Raw genomic sequence first — 18,521 nt, 5'->3', positions numbered from 1 at the left:
ATTCCCCGCAGGGTGTCCTGGAACGTGACCTGAAAACCGCGGAATATCAACGTTCTGGTTTCAATGTTTGAAAGAAGCGTGGGGGAATTGCATGCGAGATTGTGGGGGAAGTGGGCGCACCCCACACAAGTACGACTCACTACACCGTGGGTGTCGCAGTGCTACGCCGCGTGCACCCCGCGACAGTGCTACGCCGCGTGCACCCCGCGACAGTGCTACGCCGCGTGCACCCCGCGACAGTCCTACGCCACGGGCTCGGCCGCCAGCCACGCGTCGATATCGGCCTTCCAGGCCGCCTTGCGCGAGGGCGAGGCCAGCGACGCGTCGATAGAGGAGCGCGCCAGGTCGGCCAGGGCCTCATCGGACAGGCCAAACACGTCGCGCGCAACCTCGTACTGGGCGACGAGGCGCGAGCGGAACAGCAGCGGGTCATCGGCAGCCAGCGCAACGGTAGCCCCGGCAGACAACAGAATCGGCAGTGGCACCTGCGAAAAGTCCGTGTACACCCCCAGGTGCACGTTCGACGTCGGGCACACCTCCAGGGCGATGCCCGCGTCCACGACGGCATTCAGCAGATCCGGGTCCTCACTCGTGCGCACCCCGTGCCCGAGGCGGGCGGGCGCCAAAGTGGACACAACCTCGCGCACGGAGGACGGGCCCAGGAGCTCGCCGCCGTGCGGAACACCCACGAGCCCCGCGCGGCGCGCGATGCGGAACGCCGGAGCAAAAGAAGCCGTCGAACCCACGCGCTCGTCGTTCGACAGGCCAAAACCCACGACATCGCCGGGACCATCCCCAGCAAACGATGCGGCGAGGCGCGCGAGCGTGCGCGCGTCCAGAGGGTGCTTCATGCGCGACGCTGCGACGATCACGCCGATGTCGACGCCGGTATCGCGCGAGGCCGCTCGGGCCTCGTCGATGATGATTTCCAGGGCCGGGGTGATGCCGCCAACGTAGGGTGCGTAGGACGTGGGGTCGGCCTGGATCTCCATGCGCACCGACCCCTCGGCGGCGTCGTCTTCGGCGGCCTCGCGGATCAGGCGGCGCATCGCGGCCTCGGAGCGCACGAGGTGACGCGCGGAATCGTAGGCGCGCTGGAAACGGAACCACCCGCGCCCGTCGGCCGGCATGGAGGCCGCGTCGATGTGCAGCAGGTGTGGGGGCAGGCGCACGCCCTGCGTGCGCGCCATCTCGACCATGGTCGTGGGCCGCATCGCGCCCGTGAAGTGCAGGTGCAGGTGGGCCTTGGGCAGGGTCGTGAGGTCACGCCTGCCCGGAGGGGTGGGGCGCGGGGCGGTGAGGTTCGGCACCGCGGGCGTGGCCACGGCTCAGTGCTCCCCGAGCCAGATGATGATGTCGCGGATCAGGCCGGGGCCCTCGGGCTCGTTGAGGAGCTCGTGGTAGGCGCCATCAATGATGCGCAGGTGGATGTCGGCGTCCGGGTGCGCCGCGCGTGCCCCGCGCACGAGCTCGCGCGAGCCGCGCAGGTCCGCCATCAGGTCGTGCGACCCGTGCATGACCAGGATCGGCGAGGCCAGGCGGCCGGCGCGCGCGATGACCTCGTCGCCCTGGATGATCATGGTGGCACCCGTGAGGATCGGCACGCCGCCCTTGTAGGTGAGCGGATCCGCATCGAAGGCGCGCTGGACCTGCGGGTCGCGCGACAGGGGAGAGACCTCCATGTCGGACGCGCCCTTCGCCACGACGAGGCCGGGGCGCAGCCGCGCGATCGGCAGAAGCCTGCGCGCCTGAGAGGGGGAGACGTGGGGGAGGGGACGCAGGGCGGGCGCGGACAGAACGGTACCGCGCAGCCGCGTCGGGTCGAGGATCGTGGAGGCGGCCGCGATGATGCCGCCCATGGAGTGTCCGAACAGGAACAGCTCCGGCGTGCGCGCGTGGGCGAGGGCCGCCCGGCGTGCGTCGCCGAAGTCGCGGATCAGCGCACCCACGTCCACGCGGGCGCGGGGACCGTCGGAGGTCCCGTGGCCCGCGTGGTCGTAGTAGGCGACGTCGTAGCCGGCGCGGGTGAGCGCGGAGCGCAGGTGGGCGTAGCGCCCGCAGTGTTCCGCGTACCCGTGGGCGAGGAGGACCGTCCCGAAGGGGGCCTCCTGCGCTGTCCGTTCGAACGAGACGTGCATCAGGCGAAGAGCTCCTGCACGCGGGTGATGCCCTCGACGAGGTCGTCGTCGGACAGGGCGTAGGAGAAGCGCAGGAAGCCGGAGGGGCCGAAGGCCTCGCCCGGAACCGCCGCGACCTCGACCTCGTCGAGGATCAGGTCGGCGAGCTCGCCCGACGTGTTGGCCACGCGGCCGCGGATCTCGCGTCCGAGCAGGCGCTCGACGGAGGGGTAGACGTAGAACGCGCCCTTGGGGGTGGGAACGTCGAAGCCGTCGATCTGGCGTAGCATGTCAACGATCGTGCGGCGGCGACGGTCGAAGGCGACGCGCATCTCGTTCACGGCGTCCAGGGAGCCGGACACGGCGGCGCGCGCGGCCTCCTGCGCGATGTTGTTGACGTTGGAGGTCAGGTGCGACTGGAAGGACAGGGCGGCCTTGATGACGTCGGAGGGGCCGATCATCCAGCCGACTCGCCAGCCGGTCATCGCGTAGGTCTTGGCGACGCCGTTGAGGATGACGGCCTGGTTCGCCAGTTCGGGCACCAGCTTGACGATGTGCGCGGTCTGCGCGTCCTCGTACAGCAGGTGCTCGTAGATCTCATCCGAGATGACCCAGATGCCGTGCTCGAGGGCCCACTGGCCGATCGCGGTCAGCTCCTCGGGCGTGTAGACGCTGCCCGTCGGGTTGGACGGCGAGCACATGAGGAGGACCTTCGTGCGGGGGGTGCGCGCGGCCTCGAGCTGCTCGACGGTCACCTTGTAGTCCTGGTCGGCACCCGCGAACACCTCGACGGGGGTCGCGCCGGCGAGCTTGACGACCTCGGGGTACGTGGTCCAGTAGGGGGTCGGCAGGATGGCCTCGTCGCCGGGGCCCAGCAGCGCGGCGAAGGCCTGGAAGACTGCCTGCTTGCCGCCGTTGGTGACGACGATGTCGGCGGGGGAGACCTCGTAGCCGGAGTCGCGCAGCGTCTTGGCGGCGATGGCCTCGCGCAGCGCCGGGAGGCCGGCGGCGGGCGTGTAGCGGTGCATCGCGGGGTTGCGGGCGGCCTTGACGGCGGCCTCGACAATGTAGTCGGGCGTGGCGAAATCGGGTTCGCCGGCACCGAAGCCGATCACCGGGCGGCCGGCGGCCTTGAGGGCCTTGGCCTTCGCATCCACGGCCAGGGTCGCGGACGGGGTGATGGCGTTGAAACGATCAGAGACACGGGTGCGAGGAGTATTGGTCACCCCTCCATGGTCCCACGTCGCGCGCGCGTGTGGCGGGGAGCGCACGCAATGCGCGCGTGGGCTACCTCTCATTTACGAGGTCGGGGCTGGTATTTCGGGGCGCGCGACCTCTGGCTGTGGTTCTCGGGTGGACAAAGCGCCGCATGATCCACTAATGTTCGTCAGGCAGGTTTTCCTGCGTAGGGCAGTGGCGCAATTGGTAGCGCACCGGTCTCCAAAACCGGCGGTTGTGGGTTCGAGTCCCGCCTGCCCTGCGGATTAGGCTGATCATTTCGTAGGAGGATTCCCATGGCCGATCGTGTTGCCTCGGACGCTGAATCCTCGCGCCGAGATCGCACTAAGAGCGCTGCCACCCGCAAGCGTGGTGACGCCGACAAGGAACAGAACAAGCGTCCCGGTTTCTTCGGCGGCATCTGGCTGTTCTTCAAGCAGGTCATCGATGAAATGAAGAAGGTGACCTATCCGACGGGATCCGAAACCTGGACATACTTCGTCGTCGTCGTTGTGTTTGTCGCCGCAATCATGCTTTTCGCTGGCCTACTCGACTTCGGATTCGGTAAGCTAAGTGCATTGATCTTCGGCTGAGACCGACGAACCCGCCCGCAGGATACTGCAGGCGGGTTTCTTCTACGGTCCGGCCCCATTTGCAGGAGGGAAACGTCGTGAGCGACGAAAACTACACCGAGGAACAGGCCTTCGAGGAGCACCAGGAAGAGGTCCAGCAGGAGAGTGCCGAGGCGCTGGCCGACGGAGCCGCCCAGGAAGTCGTCGATGAGGTGACCGAGGAGGTCGCCGAGAAGGAGACCGAATCGGACGACGAGGCCCCTGCCTCGGCCGAAGAGGAAGCAATCGCCAAGCTGCGCCGCAAGCTCTACATGTCTCCCGGCGACTGGTACGTCATCCACACCTACTCTGGCCACGAGCGCAAGGTGAAGGCGAACCTCGAGCAGCGCATCACCACGCAGAACATGGAAGACTACATCTTCGCCGTCGAGGTCCCGGACGAGTACGTCATGGAGTACCGCGGCACCACGAAGAAGCGCGTGCGTCACGTGCGCATCCCCGGCTACGCGATCGTCTGCATGGACTTCAACGAGGCCTCGTACCGTGTCGTCAAGGAGACCCCCGCCGTCACCGGCTTCGTGGGCGACCAGCACAACCCGGTCCCGCTCTCGATTGATGAGGTCGTCATGCTCCTGACGCCCAACGTCCTCGAGGAGGCCGCCGAGGCCGCCAAGGATCAGCCCGCACCCGTCCAGGTCGTCCAGACCCAGTTCGAGGTCGGCGAGATCGTCACCGTCACCGACGGACCTTTCGAGACCATGTCGGCCACGATCTCCGAGATCATGCCCGAGACCCAGAAGCTCAAGGTCCTCGTCACCATCTTCGAGCGCGAGACGCCGCTCGAGCTCGGCTTCGACCAGGTGGAGAAGCTCGAGCAGTGACATCACGCACCCGGACTTGGGATCAAGCCCGGAATCGCGTTATGATTCACTTTTGTGTGCGTAGGGCGCACTATGCCCGCTGAAACCCAGTGAGCAGTGCCCGACGCTCCGCCTGACCGGCACCCGTCGGTCAGAACTTCAGAAGAAAGACCCGCATTCATGGCACCGAAGAAGAAGGTCACCGGCCTGATCAAGCTTCAGATCGCAGCCGGCGCCGCAACCCCCGCACCGCCCGTCGGCCCCGCACTGGGCCAGCACGGCGTGAACATCGTCGAGTTCACCAAGGCTTACAACGCGGCCACCGAGTCGCAGCGTGGAAACATCATCCCCGTTGAGATCACCGTCTACGAGGATCGTTCCTTCACGTTCGTCCTCAAGACGCCGCCCGCCGCTGAGCTCATCAAGAAGGCTGCTGGCATCCAGAAGGGTTCCGGCACCCCCAACACCGTCAAGGTTGGTTCGATCACGATGGATCAGGCTCGCGAAATCGGCCAGTCCAAGATGGCTGACCTCAACGCCAACGATGTCGAGGCTGCGGCCAAGATCATCGCCGGCACCGCCCGCTCCATGGGCATCACCGTCGAGGGCTGACCTCAACCAACCCCCCCCGTGGTAGGGCAGGCGCTGCCCGACACCCACGACTGCAAGGAGAAGAAGCAGAATGACCAAGCGCTCCAAGAGCTACCGCGCAGCGGCCGAGAAGGTCCACGCGGACGTGCTGTACACCCCCTTCGAGGCCATGAAGCTGGCCAAGGAGACCACCGTCACCAAGTTCGATTCGACCGTTGAGGTCGTCTTCCGACTCGGTGTCGATCCCCGTCAGGCGGACCAGATGGTCCGTGGCACCGTTTCCCTGCCGCACGGCACCGGCAAGACCGCCCGGGTCTTGGTCTTCGCCGTTGGTCCGCGCGCTCAGGAAGCGATTGACGCAGGTGCCGACGAGGTCGGCGGCGACGAGCTCATCGAGAAGGTTGCCAAGGGCTACACCGACTTCGATGTTGCCGTTGCTACCCCCGACCTGATGGGCAAGGTTGGCCGCCTCGGCCGTGTCCTCGGCCCCCGTGGCCTCATGCCGAACCCCAAGACGGGCACCGTGACCATGGATGTCGCGAAGGCTGTCAAGGAGATCAAGGGTGGTCGTATCGAGTTCCGTGTCGACAAGCACGGCAACCTGGCGTTCATCGTCGGCAAGGCGTCTTTCACCGCCGAGCAGCTGACCGAGAACTACGCGACCGTCCTGGACGAGGTTCTGCGTCTCAAGCCGACCTCCGCGAAGGGCCGTTACCTGATCAAGGGTGCCGTCGCCACGACGATGGGCCCCGGCATCCCGCTGGATGTCACCAAGGTCAAGGACCTGCTGGAGAAGTGAGCGTAGCTCGCTGACGAAGCAATCCGGGGCCCCGCGCAGCACTGCTGCGCGGGGACCCGCTTTTTGTCTCAAGGCCTGCCGTCGCTCGTCTGGGTAGCATGTGAGCTCTGTTAGGGACGTAGGTCACATGCTATTGATGGAGAGTAGGGTACCCTTAATTCGCTTGTATAAACCTATGTTTGTGAAGGGTCGCGAAAATGTCTCAGGTTGCGGGTTCGGGTGTCACGAAGGCGCGCTCGGCCGTCACGATTGGTGCTTTCACCGCCGTCTACTTTGTCCTCATGTGGTGCTCGGCGATGCTCGGCTTCTTCGGGCCGGCGTTCATGTTCGTCGGCGGGATTGTTGGCCTCCTCCTGAACGGGCCGGTCATCATGCTCATGCTGGTGCGTTCGCGCATGTTTGGGACGATGACGATCATGGCGGGCATCGTCGCCTTCTTCATGGTCGTGACAGGGCATGCGTGGGTGACCGTACCGGTCGCCCTCATTCTCGGTTTCCTGGCTGACCTTATCGCCCACAGTGGCGGCTATCTTAGTGCCCCTCGAAACATTGCAGCATACATGCTGTTTTCCCTGTGGGGGATTGGCCCGCTTGCTCCGATTTTCTTTGCTCCCGACTCCTACTACGCGGATGTCGCGTCCCAGATGGGCCAGGACTACGCGGATGGTATGCGTGCCCTCTTTAGCCCCGCGGTCATCAGCGTGTGGGTGGTTGTTACGATGATCGTCGCGTGCCTCGGCGGGCTTATTGGTCGTTTCTTGCTGCGCAAGCACTTCGCGAAGGCTGGCGTTGCCTGAGATCTCGCTCGCCGAGGACGCCCCAGGCCAGTTAGTGAGCAGGCTGGATCCGCGCACCAAGCTTCTTGCCCTCCTCGTCCTCAACGCGTTTGTCATGCGCGCGAGCCCCACGTCCACGCTGCTGGCGGTGCAGCTGCTCGCGGTGCTTGCCCTCCTGTGGGAGGTGGGTGGCGCCACCGCGGCGCGCACCGGGCTTGGGTGCCTCGTCTGCGACGCGTTTAGCCTCGGCTCGCCCCTCCTCGTCGCGTGGCTCGAGGGCATGGGGGCGCCGCGTAGCGTGGTCCTCGTGATCGGCACGTGCGCCGCGATCGCATTCTGGTTCGCGCGATTCTTCGCGGGCTTTGGCCTCGCCCTCTACGTGTACCGCACGACGCGGATCGGCCAGATGAAGGCAGCCCTGCGTGCGATTCACCTGCCGCGTGTGTTCGTCGATGCCCTCGTTGTCGCGTTCCGCGTCCTCCCGACGGTTGGAGCGGAGGCGGTCGCCATTCGCGAGGCGCTGGAAATGCGCGGCGTCGACCTCGGGATTCGTGGTGTTCTGCGCCACCCCCTCGTGATAGCCGAGCGCTTCCTCGTCCCCCTGCTGTCCTCCATCGCGCGCGTAGCCGACGACCTGGCGGCCTCGAGCGTCATTCGAGGCCTGGGTGGCCCCACGCTCCCCACCTCGCTGACGCGGCTGCGGGCCAGCGCCTGGGACGTGGTGGCCCTCGTGTGCGTCGCCGGCGTAGCCGCCATTGAGTTCAGCGCTTACCTCGGAGTACTCCCATGATTGACGTGGAATCCCTGTCGTTCTCCTACGTCAGTGAGCTGACGAGTGATCGCGTCGACGCGCTCTCCGGGGTTGACCTGTCCGCCCGGCCTGGCACCCTCACGCTCGTGTGCGGCTCCTCCGGCTGCGGAAAGTCGACGCTCATGCGGGCGCTCACCGGCCTCGTCCCCCAGATGACGCCGGGTGAGCTCGAAGGCGCGGTGCGGATCGACGGGCGCGACCTCGCCGAGGTTCCCCTGACCGAGGTCGGCCACCTGTGCTCGTCGGTCTTCCAGAACCCGCGCACCCAATTCTTCTGCGACACCGTCGCCGAGGAGCTGGCCTTCTGCGGGGAAAACTACGGCCGCGACCGCGAGACCCTCGTCGAGAGCAGCGCACGCGCCGCGACGCTCATGGGGATCTCGCACCTGATGAACCGCAAGCTCTCGACCCTGTCGGGCGGGCAGCTCCAAAAGGTGGCTCTCGCCTGCGCGCTTGCCTCCGGGGCGCCGGTCCTCCTCGCCGACGAGCCGACGTCGAACCTGGACCCCGACGCCATCGCCGACGTGCGACGCGCCCTCGCAGTCCTCAAAGAACAGGGGATGACGATCGTCGTCGTCGAGCACCGCCTCCACTTCCTGCGGGCGCTCGCCGACCAGGTTCTCCTCATGGAAGGTGGAACGGTCACGCGTCGCTGGGGCGGCGAGGAATTCTACTCGATGGGCGATGAGGAACGCAGGTCGCTCGGTCTGCGGACCCTCGTGGACCCTGGTCCGCCCGAGGCCTGGGTGACCTCCCGGGAGAGCGATGCGCACGCCGCGCTGACCACGAATGTGCGCCTGTCCTGCCGGGACCTGAGCTTCTCCTACGGGAGCACTCCCGTGTTCGAGGGGTTTGACGCGGATTTTCCGGCAGGGCAGATCACCTGCATCGCTGGAGAGAACGGCGTTGGAAAAACGACCCTCGTGCGTGTGCTATGCGGTCTGGCTGCTCCCAGTTCCGGGACGATCACCCTGGACGGACAGACGACGAGTCGACGGCAGCGACGGGCCGCGTGCGCGCTCGTCATGCAGGACACCGGACGCCAGCTGTTCTCTGACACGCTCGAGGGCGAGCTGACAATCGGCGCGTCGGATGCCAGCGGCGAGGCCGGGGAGAAGCTCCTGGCCGACTTCGACCTCGCTCACCTGGGGGACCGACATCCCCTCAGCCTGTCGGGAGGACAGAAGCAACGCCTCGTCATCGCAGCTGCGCGAGCCACTGGGCGCCGCGTCGTCATCCTCGACGAACCCACGTCGGGCGTCGATGCCCGGCACCTCGACTCAATTACCGCAACCCTGCGCCGCATTGCGAACGAAGGAGCGGCCGTCATCGTCGTCACCCATGACGGCGAGTTCGCCTCGGCCTGCGCGGACCGACTCATCACACTCACGCCGACGGGCACCCAGCGCGCCCGCGAAGGAGAACCCCAATGACCGACACCGACGAGCGCGAGGCCGCCACTGCCTCGTCCCCGAATGCCCCACTCACTGACGACAAGCACAGCGACGACCCGCGCGCGGCTCACCTGGCGGGCCAACGCGCCTTCAAAGAACTGACCGCCCCCATCCGCGGGTCCATGATGGTCGCCCGAGTGCTCGGGTTCCTCTACGGTGCGCTTGCGGTCGCCCCCTACGTCGTCCTCGTCCAGCTAGGCGAGGTGCTTCTTGCCGCAGCGCGCTCGGGGGTCTCACCTGACCGCGCCGAGGTGATGACTCTCCTCATGTGGCTGACCGGCGCGTTCGGCCTCCGATACGGTATCTACTTCGTCGCGCTGGCCGTCACCCACTTCGCGGACGTGCGTTTCGGGCACATCGTGCGTTCCCGCATGGTCAGTGTCCTCGCCGCCGCGCCCCTCGCTTGGTTTACCTCCACGAACTCGGGGGCCGTGCGCAAGGCCATCCAGGACGACACGCACGACGTACACACGGTCATCGCGCACGCGCCCGTTGAATCCGCGGCCGCAATCAGCGCGCCAGTCTCCCTGCTCATCTACGCCTTCGTCGTCGACTGGCGGCTCGGGCTCCTCTCGATCGCGACGCTGCCCCTCTATGGACTCCTCAATGCGTGGATGATGCGAGGCATGGGGGAGAAAACCGCGCAGATGGACCGACACCTCTCGCGCGTCTCGTCGACGATGGTCGAATTCGTGTCCGGCATCAGCGTCGTCAAGGCATTCGGAACCGTCGGGCGCTCACACGAGCGATTCACCCGGGCTGCCGAGGACTTCTCGCGCTTCTACGTCGACTGGTGCGGCCCGCTGCTGAAAGGCTCCGCGCTCGGGCAGGCAACCGTGTCTCCCTCCCTGATCCTGCTCGTCTCGACGGCGGGAGGGTCCGCGCTCGCGGCCTCGGGCATCGTGAGCCCGGTCCAGGTCATCACCTGCGCTCTCATTGCCCTCGTCATCCCGGCGGCCATTGAGGTGCTAGGCACGACGACGTGGGCCTACCAGATCGCCGGGGCCGCCGCGCTGCGCATCGTGGACCTACTCTCGGTCGCCCCGTTGCCCGCCGAGGGGAGTTCAGTGCCGAAGGGCGCTGACATCGAGATTGATGGTGTTTCCTTCTCCTACGGGTCAACTCTCGCGCTGGACGACGTGAGCCTGACGATCCCCGAGGGATCGGTGACCGCCCTCGTGGGTTCCTCCGGCTCGGGAAAATCGACGCTTGCGACGCTGGTCGCGCGCTTCGCCGACCCGGACCGGGGGGCTGTCCGCATCGGTGGGGTCGATGCGCGTGACATCGCTGCGGACGTCCTCTACCGGCACGTCTCCTTCGTCCTCCAGGACCCGCAGCTCCTCGACATCTCCGTGCGTGACAACATCGCGCTCGGAGTCCCGGACGCCAGCGACGAAGCAGTGTGGGCTGCCGCTGGGGCCGCTCGCATCGACGACTACCTGCGTTCCCTACCCCGAGGCCTCGACAGCGTCATCGGGGAAGATGCTCACCCCTCGGGTGGTCAGGCGCAACGCATCGCAATCGCTCGAGCCCTCCTCGTCGATGCGCCCATCCTCGTCCTCGACGAGGCCACCGCCTTCACCGACCCGGAAGCCGAAGCCGATATTCAGGCGGCGCTTACCCGCCTCGTCCAGGGAAAGACGGTCCTGGTCATCGCGCACCGCGCCGCCTCGATCGCGGGTGTCGACCAGATCGCCATCCTCGACGCTGGTCGTCTCATCGCGCTGGGCACGCCCGACCAGCTCGCCGATCATCCCTATATGCGTCGCATGAGCGCACCCGCGAAAGGACACTGACATGCTCGACCTCATCCCCCGGCTGCGCGAACCCCTCTCCGAGCAGGGACGAGCCGACTTCGTTCAAGCAACCGTGCTGTCCTGTGTCGTCGGAGCGGTACGCGGCGTCTCCTTGGTCGCCTTCATCCCGGCTGCGATTGCCCTGACCTCGGGCGCGCCCGCGTGGGGTATGAGCCTGGGATCGTGGCTCGTTGTGCTCGCTCTGTGCGCCCTTACCTCCTTTGTCGTCGAGTACCTGCTCGCCATGCGCTCCTATTCGGTGGCCTTCGACTTCCTGTCGAACATGCACCGTGCGATCGGCGACAAGGTGGCGTCCCTGCCGCTCGGGTCGTTCCGCGCGGACACGGCTGGAAAGACGTCGCGCCTCGTCTCGCGCGAGCTCATGGTTCTGGGCGAGATCTTCGCGCACATGTATTCGCCCCTCATCGCCGCTATCGTCACCTCGGCGACGATGCTCGTTGGTATTGCCGCCTTTTCGCCGGTTCTCGGGGTCGTGTGCCTGGTCGCAATTCCGATCGTCGGTGGGGGAGTGTGGGTGGCGCGCCGATGCCTGCAGTCGGGGGCCGCCCTGAAGGAGCCTCCCGCCCGCGAGCTGTCGCACCGCATCGTCGAATACGCGACCAAGCAGGGGGCGCTGCGCGCGTGTGGGCGCTCCGCCTCCTACGAGCCCCTCCAGCGGGCCGAAGACGCCTACGGGGTGGCCGCGCGTCGCTCACTCATGAGGGAGACGGTTGGCCAGATCGTCAACGGCATGGCCGCCCAGCTCGTCGTCGTGACGCTCATCTGCGCGATGGGGTGGCTCGCGGTCGCCGGTAGCGTCAGCCCCGTGGAGGCCATCGTCTCCATTGGCCTGCTCCTGCGCTTCACGCAGATCCTTGTCGACATCGGGACGCTCACCTCCGCGTTCGAAACCCGGCGCCCGGTCCTCGACCTGAGCCACGAGATCCTCTCCGCCCCCGAACTGCCCGCCCCCAAGGGCGTGCGACGCGCGGACGAGGCCCCGGCCTCGTCGGGCTCGTCGGTTTCCCTCGAGGAGGTGTCCTTCTCCTACGAGGCCGACCACCCCGTCCTGCAAGGCGTGTCCTTCCGCGTCGAACCGGAGACGATGACCGCGATCGTCGGCCCCTCGGGCTGTGGTAAGACCACCATCGCACGCCTCATCGCGCGCTTCTACGACGTGGACGCGGGACGTGTACTCGTCGGTGGTGGGGACGTTCGGGACTGGGATACTGCCGACCTCATGGCGCAGCTTTCCCTCGTCTTCCAGGACGTTTACCTCTTCGACGACACCCTCGAGGCTAACGTGCGCGTCGGAAACCCAGACGCGACCCGGGCTGACATTGAGGAAGCAGCCCGCCTGAGCGGAGTCGACGAGATCGTCGAACGCCTGCCGCTCGGCTGGGACACCCCCGTCGGGGAAGGAGGCCGCGCATTGTCCGGAGGGGAACGCCAGCGCGTCTCCATCGCCCGCGCGCTCCTGAAAGCCGCGCCCATCGTCCTCTTCGACGAGGCCACGAGCGCTCTCGACCCCGAGAACGAATCACGCATCACCGACGCCATGGCCGCCCTGCGACGCGACGCGACACTCATCGTTATCGCCCACAAGCTCGACACGATCACGGCCGCCGACCAGATCGTCGTCCTCGACGAGACCGGCCGCATCGCCCAGACCGGCACGCACACAGAGCTCTACTCTCAGGCGGACGGCCAGTACCGGGCATTCTGGGACGCGCGCTCGCGGGCATCGGGGTGGAGTCTCGTCTGACCGGGGGCGGGGCCTGCCTCGCGCATCTGCCCAGCGGCGGAGTGTGCGCGCGGCCGGCCCCGGCCTCGTGCACCCGATGGCGTGCTCAGCGGCTGTTTGCCTGCGTGACCGGCCCCAGCCTCGTCTGTGAAACGCGCCGCCATGCTTGCGTGCGCCTGCCCGCCCTGTTAAGCTGATCCGTGCCGAAGACCGTTGGTGTCCACGCTAGTGGAGGAAAATCCAACGCAGGTGAGTGAGCAGCCTTGTGCTGCAATCGAGCGTACGCCCGACACGATCCTGCGTGTCGGGTTTTTTCTTACCTGCGGTCACGTATCTGGAAGGAGGACCATGGCGAAGTCCGACAAGGTGGCAGCAGTTGCCGAGCTCGTGGAGCGCTTCCGCGCAGCCGACGCTGTCCTGCTGACCGAGTACCGCGGCCTGACCGTCGGCCAGCTCAAGCAGCTGCGTCGCGGCCTGGGCGAGAACGCGACCTACGCCGTGGCAAAGAACACGCTTGCGCGCCTGGCGGCCAAGGAGGTCGGTCTCGACTTCCTGGCTGAGGACCTGAAGGGCCCCACCGCCATCGCATTCGTCTCCGGCGAGCCCGTCGAGGCCGCCAAGACCCTGCGTGATTTTGCTAAGGACAACCCCGCCCTCGTGCTGAAGTCCGGCGCGATGGACGGTGCTCAGCTGAGCGCCGAGGGTGTCAAGAAGCTTGCCGATCTCGAGTCCCGCGAGGTCCTGCTGGCCAAGGCCGCAGGCGTCCTCAAGGCCAAGATTGGTCAGGCGGCGTTCGCATTCAACGCTCTGCCCGTCAAGGCAGTGCGCACCATCGATGCTCTGCGCGAAAAGCAGAGCGAGGCGGCCTGACGAGACAGGCCATGTTCCACGCCGCCACCGTGGCTGCGTGAAACAAACCAACAATCTGCACTCGTGCAGGCCAATTAGGAAGGATGCCACTCATGGCTAAGCTCTCCAATGACGAGCTCATCGCAGCTTTCAAGGAAATGACCCTCATCGAGCTCTCCGACTTCGTGAAGCTCTTCGAGGAGACCTTCGACGTTGAGGCCGCTGCCCCCGCAGCCGTCGCCGTTGCCGCCCCGGCCGCCGACGCCCCCGCCGCCGAAGAGAAGGACGAGTTCGAGGTCGTCCTCGAGTCCGCCGGTGACAAGAAGATCGCCGTCGTCAAGGTCGTCAAGAACCTGGCCGGCCTGGGCCTCAAGGAAGCCAAGGACCTGGTTGACTCCGCGCCCTCCACCATCTTCCCCGCCGCGAAGAAGGAAGACGCCGAGAAGGCCAAGGCTGAGATCGAAGAGGCCGGCGGCAAGGTCACCCTTAAGTGACTTTCCCCGTCTGAATCGTTCAGACTCTTCCACCCGACTGGGTGGGCGAAACCCTGTCCCGCATCTGCGGGGCGGGGTTTCCGCATGTCTGGGAGCGGTGGGTTGCTGTGTGGCGCCACGGGTGTTCCGGGCGCCGTCGGGCCCGGCCGCCCGCGAGGCTAGGCGACCTCACTTCGTTCGGCACCGCGCCTCGAAGCCCGCCCTTGCCCTCCGGACCCTCCGGCGCCCTCCACACCAGTGACGCGTGGCGTGCTGTGTGTTGCCAGGCGCGTCGGTGCGACTCAGGCCAGGCCCTGCCGCCGCCCACGGGCACCGCAGCCAGGCCCCCTGGACCCTCCGGCGCCCTCCACACCAGTGGGGCCTTGTCACTGTGAATAGCCCAGCCAGGCCCTGCCGCCGCCCACAGGCGCCGCAGCCAGGCCCATTGGAGTCGCAGCTAAGCCACACCCCAACCCCAGAAGCCTCACATCCAGCCCTCGCAGCGCTCATCGCTGAGTCCACACCCAATTTCGCACGTAATTCCCCCACGACTCTTTCAAACTTTGAATACCGATCGTTGGAATTGCAACGTTTGTGGATGGTCTCGAAAAGTGACCGTGGGAAATTATGTGCGACTTATGTTTCGCTCGGGTCCTGCCACCGCCTATGGGCACCGCAGCTCGACTTCTCCGGACCCTCCGGCGGCCTCCACACCAGTGACGCGTGGCGTGCTGTGTGTTGCCAGGCGCGTCGGTGCGACTCAGGCCAGGCCCTGCCGCCGCCCACGGGCACCGCAGCTTGGTCGACGTGGCTATTGTGGGTCTAGCACTTTCGCATGCAATTCCCCTGTGACTATTTCAGAATTTGAATTGGCATCGTTGGAATTGCAACGTTTCTGGGCTTTGTTGAAAGTTCACGCAATCGAATTGCATGCGGAATTTCCGGTATGTGTCTCCGTCGTCACTCGGGAGGTAGCGCAGCCCCGTGCAACGGCTTCCTCGCATGCTGTGCATGCGGATAGGTTGTTGCTATCTGGATAGGTTATGAGCATCCGGATAGCCTATTAACCTATCCGCATCGTCGTAACCTATCCGCATCGTCGTAACCTATCCGGATCGTCAGCGACCATGTCAGTGTCACCCCGTGCCCCACAGGAGAGGTGAGGCTTTGGCATGTTATTCGGTGTTGGCGGGGTGGGCCCGCGATGGCCGGTACAAAATTCTCCCTGCTCGGCTTCTGTACTCTGCGAGCGGTACATAATTCTCCCTGCTGATGCATTTTGGGCAAAAACAGCCGTTTTTTCGCGAGCTGGGAGAGTTTTGTACCGCCAAGTGTGTGTGACGCTGGTTGTTGGGAGAGTTTTGTACCGGGGCGGGCGTTTAGTGATGCCGTTGGTTTCACAGTTATGACGTCCCTGTGCTCTGGGCGCGAAAAAGTTCGCCATGTGCGATCTGACGTGAACGCAAACGCGAAAAAGTTCGCCCAGCGAGGGAAAAATGGCCTAAAAATCGCGGTTCATGGCACGCTGGGCGAGTTTCTTCGCGAAAACGCCGCTGGCGTGCCTATGCTGGGCGAACTTTGTCGCGCAAGGGGCCGGATGTGCTTCGTGCTGGGCGAACTTTGCCGCGCAAGGGGCCAGATGCGCCTCGTGCTGGGCGAGTGTCGTCGCACCCAGGGCACCGGGGTGTTCTTCTGGGTGACCGGGCGTTGAGGTGTTTTCAAGCTGACTGTTACGCTGGCGTTTTCTTCCATGTGGCCGCGACGCGGACACGCCCTCCCGCGTGACCACGACATGGAAACTCTCTTCCGCTTGACCATGACGCGGCGTCAGGGGTCAGAATCGATGTCATGAGCAACGACACCATCCTCTACACGGTCGGGGAGGTCGCTGAGCGATTCTCGCTGACGGTGCGAACGCTGCGCCACTGGGAGGCGCAGGGCCTCCTTGCACCCACCGCGCGGAGCTGGTCGAACTACCGGCTCTATTCGCGCGAGGACTGCGTGCGTGTCCAGCGGATTGTCATCTACCGGGCGACGGGGATGAAGCTGATGGACATCAAGGCTCTCCTCGACTGTGGAGACTCTGAGATCGAACACCTCAAGAGGCAACGAGAGAGCCTTCTTGCTCATCGCCGCGAGACGGACGCAATGATAGACGCACTAGACATACTGTTGGAGGATGCAATGAATGACAACGAGCTCACCGTGGAAGAGGTCGGGAAGATCCTGGGAGACGCCGACTTTGCAGCGCACCAGAGCGAGGCCGAAGACCGTTATGGTGACACTGACGACTGGCGTGAATCACGAGAGCGCACCGCTTCGTGGCAAACCGCCGACTGGCGTGACAACGCCGAGCGATTCCACGACATCGAAAGCAGGATGATCGATGCGATCCGCGACGGCGTAGCTCCGGATAGCAAGGAAGCGGAAAGCCTCGTCGAGGAGCACAGAGAAGCCCTCAGTGAGTTCTTTCCGGTTACACCTGCCAAGCACTACATCATGTCTCGCGGGTACATCCATGACGAGCGATTCCGGGCTCACTACGACTCGCAGTATGTTGGCTTCGCGCAGTGGCTTGCCGATGCGATTGAGGCGGCTGCGAGGCATCGGGGAATTAACCTCGAGAATCCGACGTGGGGGTGAGCGCACCCGACCCCGAACTTGATGTCAGTGACGCGCAGCATAGCCTTTGAGGCCGCTCTGGCTTGCCAGTTTCGAATAGTCTCTGCTACCATCTTCTCTTGTCGCAATCCTGCGTAGCTCAACGGCAGAGCATCCGACTGTTAATCGGACGGTTACTGGTTCGAATCCAGTCGCAGGAGCAGATGCCCCGAGTTCTCATGAACTCGGGGCTTTTTGTTGATCGGGGAGGAGTGGATAGATGCAGGCTATCGCTGATCACGCCTACCACATTCTGATCATCGTGTTCGTTGCGACGACGATCGTCGAGGTGATCGTCAAGGCCGTGAATAAGCCGCGCAAGAAGAAGTGCGGGCCGGTTGCCCCCAGAGAGAGCGCGGCCGAGCGTGAGAAGCGCATGCGAGAGCGCTATGCGGCTTTTGGGGATCGTTGGCGGGAGTGGCTGGATCGGCCCCGGGAGAGTGGCGACGCTGGCCGTCTCGTGACGGCTGCGAGCATCTGGGGAAGCCCCGAATCGGGGGCGTCTTTCCCTCGGCGTTTTCACGACAGTCAGCTGGGAAAGGTCATGCTCGATAAGCGCAGCTACCTGGCGATGCTGGACGCGCCCGCCGATGCGCTTCAGCCGAGGCGCGAGCTTGCCCCGGCCTCGTGGGCGACGATGCGTCTCGACGTGTGGGCGCTGCACTCTAAGGCTGCGAAGAAGCCTCGTCTCATGCGCGTGTGGATCAGTAGGGATCGTGCGCTCGTGGAGCTGCATCGCACGCGCGTCGTGAAGGTTGATGAGATCCTCCCCAGCGAGATCGTTGGGTTCGTCCGAGGCTTCACGCGCCTCGGCCCGCGCACGGGCAAAGTGGACGGCCTGCGCTGGCTGCCCGCCGAGGCGATGGAGCTGGGGGAGAGGCCCCTGTGGAACACGTTCCGCGTCCTGCGCGGAATCTCTGGCGTCGCGCCCGAGGGATCGCCCGTCGCCGATGCGTTGCGTGCGGGGGACTATCATGCGTTTGCCTTCGTGGTTTGCCGCGCTGAGAACATGTGGAGAGCGCCCTACGCGCATCTACGCATCCTGGATTGTGCTGGCGTCACGTACCAGGTGGGCGACGCGTTCGTCCGGGAGTCCTCCGACGCGCGGTGGGCTCCTTCCGCAGCTGAGGGTGCGGCCTTGCCGCAGGCGGGTGATACGGAGGATGTACAGGCTCCTCGACGAGGCCGTGGCCGCCCGGGCGAGCAGGGTGCCCTGAGGAGGGGAGGCGGCGTGGTGGCCGAGCCGGGTGCGGCCACCGGTGGCGATGGGAGGATTGTGAACCCGATGTCATCAGGGCTGCTCGGAGATGAACCTGGGCCTATGGCGGATACGGACCTCGCCGTGGTGCCGATCGACCCTCGCGAGGTGCTCTGGGCGGTCGAGAGGATGATCGAGCTGTGAGGGAGGAGCTCGTTGAAGCTGTCCTGAGGGTCGTGGAGGAAATCCCGGTGGGGCGTGCGGCGACGTACGGCATGATTGCGCGGGCGGTCGGTACCGGTCCGCGCGTTGTGGGGCGGATCATGCATGACTGGGGTGGTGGGGTCCCGTGGTGGCGTGTCGTGAACGTTCACGGAACTTTTCCAACAACTGTACGAGGTGAGGGAATTTCTGAGTGGGAGAAAGAGGGGATGCCTCACGATCCAGAGCGAGGAAAATTGCATCTTGACAAGTGCGTTGTTGAGCAGGCCTGGCTTGACGCTGTCGCACGAACGGTCATTGAAAATCTGCAGAATTCTGCGGAATTGTCAGGCTAAAGCCCGACGGTCCTTGATTACGATTTGGTTACGCGTCTTTCGATT

18 protein-coding genes and 2 tRNA genes are annotated in these 18,521 nt (G+C 65.4%); 17 read left to right on the top strand and 3 right to left on the bottom strand.

Annotated features, from left to right (window positions below; genetic code table 11):
- Positions 1-242 precede the first annotated feature (242 nt).
- The 3 genes from O3684_RS05635 to O3684_RS05625 are packed head-to-tail and all read right to left on the bottom strand — an operon-like array spanning position 243 to position 3,343.
- Complete coding sequence (locus tag O3684_RS05635; protein WP_500065538.1) at positions 243-1,325, bottom strand: adenosine deaminase; 1,083 nt, start codon at positions 1,323-1,325, stop codon at positions 243-245.
- 3 nt (positions 1,326-1,328) lie between these two features.
- The gene (locus tag O3684_RS05630; protein WP_500065537.1) at positions 1,329-2,138 is read right to left on the bottom strand and encodes an alpha/beta hydrolase; all 810 of its coding nucleotides are present in this window, start codon (positions 2,136-2,138) and stop codon (positions 1,329-1,331) included.
- On the bottom strand, positions 2,138-3,343 hold the full coding sequence (locus O3684_RS05625) for a pyridoxal phosphate-dependent aminotransferase (protein WP_500065536.1): 1,206 nt from the start codon (positions 3,341-3,343) through the stop codon (positions 2,138-2,140). The genes O3684_RS05630 and O3684_RS05625 overlap by 1 nt, the downstream gene beginning before the upstream one ends.
- A 181-nt stretch (positions 3,344-3,524) precedes the next feature.
- Here O3684_RS05625 and O3684_RS05620 point away from each other — a divergent pair.
- From O3684_RS05620 to O3684_RS05540, 17 genes are all read left to right on the top strand, one after another.
- Positions 3,525-3,597, top strand: a tRNA-Trp gene (locus O3684_RS05620).
- 34 nt (positions 3,598-3,631) lie between these two features.
- Positions 3,632-3,928, top strand: coding sequence for a preprotein translocase subunit SecE (gene secE, locus O3684_RS05615; RefSeq protein ID WP_500062770.1), 297 nt, complete (start codon positions 3,632-3,634; stop codon positions 3,926-3,928).
- Positions 3,929-4,005: 77 nt separating this feature from the next.
- Complete coding sequence (gene nusG, locus O3684_RS05610; RefSeq protein WP_500062769.1) at positions 4,006-4,788, top strand: transcription termination/antitermination protein NusG; 783 nt, start codon at positions 4,006-4,008, stop codon at positions 4,786-4,788.
- 159 nt (positions 4,789-4,947) lie between these two features.
- On the top strand, positions 4,948-5,379 hold the full coding sequence (gene rplK, locus O3684_RS05605; protein ID WP_500065535.1) for a 50S ribosomal protein L11: 432 nt from the start codon (positions 4,948-4,950) through the stop codon (positions 5,377-5,379).
- Between the two features lie 70 nt (positions 5,380-5,449).
- Positions 5,450-6,157 carry a 50S ribosomal protein L1 gene (rplA, locus tag O3684_RS05600; RefSeq protein WP_016461559.1) on the top strand — a complete coding sequence of 236 codons (708 nt, stop codon included), beginning with the start codon at positions 5,450-5,452 and terminating at the stop codon, positions 6,155-6,157.
- A 197-nt stretch (positions 6,158-6,354) separates the two neighbouring features.
- Positions 6,355-6,954, top strand: coding sequence for an MptD family putative ECF transporter S component (locus tag O3684_RS05595; RefSeq protein WP_500062767.1), 600 nt, complete (start codon positions 6,355-6,357; stop codon positions 6,952-6,954).
- Positions 6,947-7,723, top strand: coding sequence for an energy-coupling factor transporter transmembrane component T family protein (locus O3684_RS05590; RefSeq protein WP_418912645.1), 777 nt, complete (start codon positions 6,947-6,949; stop codon positions 7,721-7,723). Before O3684_RS05595 ends, O3684_RS05590 begins: the two co-directional genes overlap by 8 nt.
- Positions 7,720-9,177: an ABC transporter ATP-binding protein gene (locus tag O3684_RS05585; RefSeq protein ID WP_500065534.1), complete on the top strand. Its 1,458-nt coding sequence runs from the start codon at positions 7,720-7,722 to the stop codon at positions 9,175-9,177. Before O3684_RS05590 ends, O3684_RS05585 begins: the two co-directional genes overlap by 4 nt.
- Positions 9,174-10,994: an ABC transporter ATP-binding protein gene (locus O3684_RS05580; protein WP_276741255.1), complete on the top strand. Its 1,821-nt coding sequence runs from the start codon at positions 9,174-9,176 to the stop codon at positions 10,992-10,994. The genes O3684_RS05585 and O3684_RS05580 overlap by 4 nt, the downstream gene beginning before the upstream one ends.
- Position 10,995: 1 nt before the next feature.
- Positions 10,996-12,759, top strand: a complete 1,764-nt coding sequence (locus O3684_RS05575; protein WP_500065533.1) for an ABC transporter ATP-binding protein — start codon at positions 10,996-10,998, stop codon at positions 12,757-12,759.
- Positions 12,760-13,086: 327 nt separating this feature from the next.
- A complete protein-coding gene (rplJ, locus tag O3684_RS05570) occupies positions 13,087-13,608 on the top strand; it encodes a 50S ribosomal protein L10 (RefSeq protein WP_500062763.1) in 522 nt (173 codons plus the stop codon).
- A gap of 92 nt (positions 13,609-13,700) precedes the next feature.
- Positions 13,701-14,081: a 50S ribosomal protein L7/L12 gene (gene rplL / locus O3684_RS05565; RefSeq protein ID WP_003792291.1), complete on the top strand. Its 381-nt coding sequence runs from the start codon at positions 13,701-13,703 to the stop codon at positions 14,079-14,081.
- Between the two features lie 1,435 nt (positions 14,082-15,516).
- Positions 15,517-15,771: a hypothetical protein gene (locus O3684_RS05560; protein WP_500065532.1), complete on the top strand. Its 255-nt coding sequence runs from the start codon at positions 15,517-15,519 to the stop codon at positions 15,769-15,771.
- A gap of 137 nt (positions 15,772-15,908) precedes the next feature.
- Positions 15,909-16,703 (top strand): MerR family transcriptional regulator, encoded by a 795-nt coding sequence (locus tag O3684_RS05555; protein ID WP_500062761.1) that lies wholly within the window; start codon positions 15,909-15,911, stop codon positions 16,701-16,703.
- A gap of 107 nt (positions 16,704-16,810) precedes the next feature.
- Positions 16,811-16,882: transfer RNA gene (locus O3684_RS05550), tRNA-Asn, on the top strand.
- Positions 16,883-16,941: 59 nt separating this feature from the next.
- Positions 16,942-18,123, top strand: coding sequence for a hypothetical protein (locus tag O3684_RS05545; protein WP_500065531.1), 1,182 nt, complete (start codon positions 16,942-16,944; stop codon positions 18,121-18,123).
- On the top strand, positions 18,120-18,476 hold the full coding sequence (locus O3684_RS05540) for an MGMT family protein (RefSeq protein WP_500062759.1): 357 nt from the start codon (positions 18,120-18,122) through the stop codon (positions 18,474-18,476). Before O3684_RS05545 ends, O3684_RS05540 begins: the two co-directional genes overlap by 4 nt.
- Positions 18,477-18,521 lie beyond the last annotated feature (45 nt).

Source organism: Pauljensenia sp. 20925_1_27 (assembly GCF_041432835.1).
GTDB lineage: Bacteria > Actinomycetota > Actinomycetes > Actinomycetales > Actinomycetaceae > Pauljensenia.
The sequence above is the reverse complement of the archived record's forward strand: the minus strand, read 5'-3'. Positions and strand labels throughout refer to the sequence as shown.

Bases quoted from the DNA above. Each gene is read 5' to 3' on its own strand.
- rplK (WP_500065535.1), top strand. From the start codon at position 4,948: ATGGCACCGAAGAAGAAGGTCACCGGCCTGATCAAGCTTCAGATCGCA.
- O3684_RS05585 (WP_500065534.1), top strand. From the start codon at position 7,720: ATGATTGACGTGGAATCCCTGTCGTTCTCCTACGTCAGTGAGCTGACG.
- O3684_RS05545 (WP_500065531.1), top strand. From the start codon at position 16,942: ATGCAGGCTATCGCTGATCACGCCTACCACATTCTGATCATCGTGTTC.
- O3684_RS05580 (WP_276741255.1), top strand. From the start codon at position 9,174: ATGACCGACACCGACGAGCGCGAGGCCGCCACTGCCTCGTCCCCGAAT.
- O3684_RS05630 (WP_500065537.1), bottom strand. From the start codon at position 2,138: ATGCACGTCTCGTTCGAACGGACAGCGCAGGAGGCCCCCTTCGGGACG.
- rplL (WP_003792291.1), top strand. From the start codon at position 13,701: ATGGCTAAGCTCTCCAATGACGAGCTCATCGCAGCTTTCAAGGAAATG.
- rplJ (WP_500062763.1), top strand. From the start codon at position 13,087: ATGGCGAAGTCCGACAAGGTGGCAGCAGTTGCCGAGCTCGTGGAGCGC.
- secE (WP_500062770.1), top strand. From the start codon at position 3,632: ATGGCCGATCGTGTTGCCTCGGACGCTGAATCCTCGCGCCGAGATCGC.
- O3684_RS05575 (WP_500065533.1), top strand. From the start codon at position 10,996: ATGCTCGACCTCATCCCCCGGCTGCGCGAACCCCTCTCCGAGCAGGGA.
- rplA (WP_016461559.1), top strand. From the start codon at position 5,450: ATGACCAAGCGCTCCAAGAGCTACCGCGCAGCGGCCGAGAAGGTCCAC.
- O3684_RS05555 (WP_500062761.1), top strand. From the start codon at position 15,909: ATGAGCAACGACACCATCCTCTACACGGTCGGGGAGGTCGCTGAGCGA.
- O3684_RS05595 (WP_500062767.1), top strand. From the start codon at position 6,355: ATGTCTCAGGTTGCGGGTTCGGGTGTCACGAAGGCGCGCTCGGCCGTC.